The organism is Longimicrobiaceae bacterium (assembly GCA_035936415.1).
Lineage (GTDB): Bacteria > Gemmatimonadota > Gemmatimonadetes > Longimicrobiales > Longimicrobiaceae > JAFAYN01.
This window is the reverse complement of sequence record DASYWD010000231.1, coordinates 1-1,749: the sequence shown is the minus strand read 5'-3', so window position 1 is coordinate 1,749 and position 1,749 is coordinate 1. Positions and strand designations below refer to the sequence as shown.

Annotated in this window: 1 protein-coding gene; it reads left to right on the top strand. The window is 75.0% G+C overall.

The window, feature by feature from the left end; all coding sequences use genetic code 11:
- On the top strand, positions 1-1,749 hold a 1,749-nt coding region (locus VGR37_09335; protein ID HEV2147590.1), incomplete at both ends, for an amino acid adenylation domain-containing protein.

Genomic DNA, 1,749 nt, shown 5'->3' with positions numbered 1-1,749 from the left:
CGGGCTGGAGATGCTGCCCGAGGCGGAGCGGCGGCAGGTGGTGGAGGCGTGGAACGCCACGGAGGCGCCGTACCCGGCCGAGCGGTGCATCCACGAGCTGTTCGAGGCGCAGGCGGAGCGCACCCCGGAGGCGGCGGCGCTAGTCTGCGGGGACGAGACGCTCACCTACGCGGAGCTGAACCGGCGGGCGAACCGCCTGGCGCACTACCTCCGGGAGCTGGGCGTCGGGCCCGACGTGCGGGTGGCGCTGGGGGTGGAGCGCAGCGCGGAGATGCTCGTGGGGCTACTGGCGGTGCTCAAGGCGGGCGGGGCGTACGTGCCGCTGGACCCGGAGTATCCGCGGGAGCGGCTGGCGTACATGCTCCGCGACAGCGCTCCCGCGGTGCTGCTGACGCACGAGTCCCTGCTGGAGCGGTTCGGGCCGGTCGCGGCACCCGTGCTGGACCTGGTGGGCGATGCCGCGGCGTGGGCCCACCACCCGGAGCGCGACCCGGCCCGGGGACAGCTGAGCCCGGAGCAGCTGGCGTACGTCATCTACACCTCCGGTTCCACGGGGACGCCCAAGGGGGTGCTGGTACCGCACCGCGGCCTGCTCAACGTGGCCGAGATGCAGCGGCGCCTCTTCGGGCTGCAGGGGGGCGAGCGCGTGCTGCAGATCGCCTCCTTCGGCTTCGACGCCGCCTTCTGGGACGTCGTCGCGGCGCTCGCCAACGGGGGGACGCTCTGCATGCCGCTCGGCGACGCGGCGCTCCCCGGGCCGGAGCTGCTGCGCTTCGTGCGCGAGCACCACGTCACCTTCGCCACGCTGCAGCCCACGACGCTGGCCGTGCTCTCGCCGGAGGGCCTCCCGGAGCTGCGCGCGCTGGTCGCCACCGGCGACGCGTGCACGGCGGAGGTGGTGGAGCGCTGGGCGCCCGGGCGGCGCTTCTTCAACGGCTACGGTCCTACCGAGACCACCATCGGCGCGACGCTGGGCGAGTGCTTCCCGGGTGGGGGGAGGCCCTCCATCGGGAGACCGTTCCCCAACCTGCGGGTGTACGTGCTCGACCCGGACGGCGGTCCCGTCCCCATCGGGGCCGCCGGGGAGCTGCACGTGGGCGGGGTGGGGGTGGTGCGGGGCTACCTGGGCCGTCCGGACCTCACGGCCGAGCGGTTCGTTCCGGACCCGTTCTCCGGCGAGGCGGGCGCGCGGCTGTACCGCACGGGTGACCGCGCGCGGTGGCTGGCCTCGGGCGAGCTGGACTTCCTGGGCCGGGTGGATGCCCAGGTGAAGCTCCGCGGCTACCGGGTGGAGCCGGGAGAGGTCGAGCGGGTGCTGCAGGCGCACCCGGCAGTGCGGGAGGCTGCGGTCGTCGTGCGCGAGGACGCACCCGGCCAGAAGGACCTGGTGGCGTACTGGGCGGGCGCGGAAGAGGTGGGGGTGGACCGGCTGCGGGCGCACCTGCTGGAGCGGCTGCCGGAGTACATGGTACCGGCCGCCTACGTGCGGCTGGATACGCTGCCGCTCACCCCCAACGGGAAGGTGGACCGCAGGGCGCTGCCGGCGCCGGAGGGGGATGCGTACGCGCGGCGGGGCTACGAGGCGCCGCTGGGGGAGGTGGAGCAGGCGCTGGCGGAGATCTGGGCGGAGGTGCTGAAGGTGGAGCGGGTGGGGCGCTGGGACCACTTCTTCGACCTGGGCGGGCACTCCCTGCTGGCGGTCCAGGTGGCCTCGCGCGTACGGCAGCGGCTCGGGGCGGAGGTCCCCCT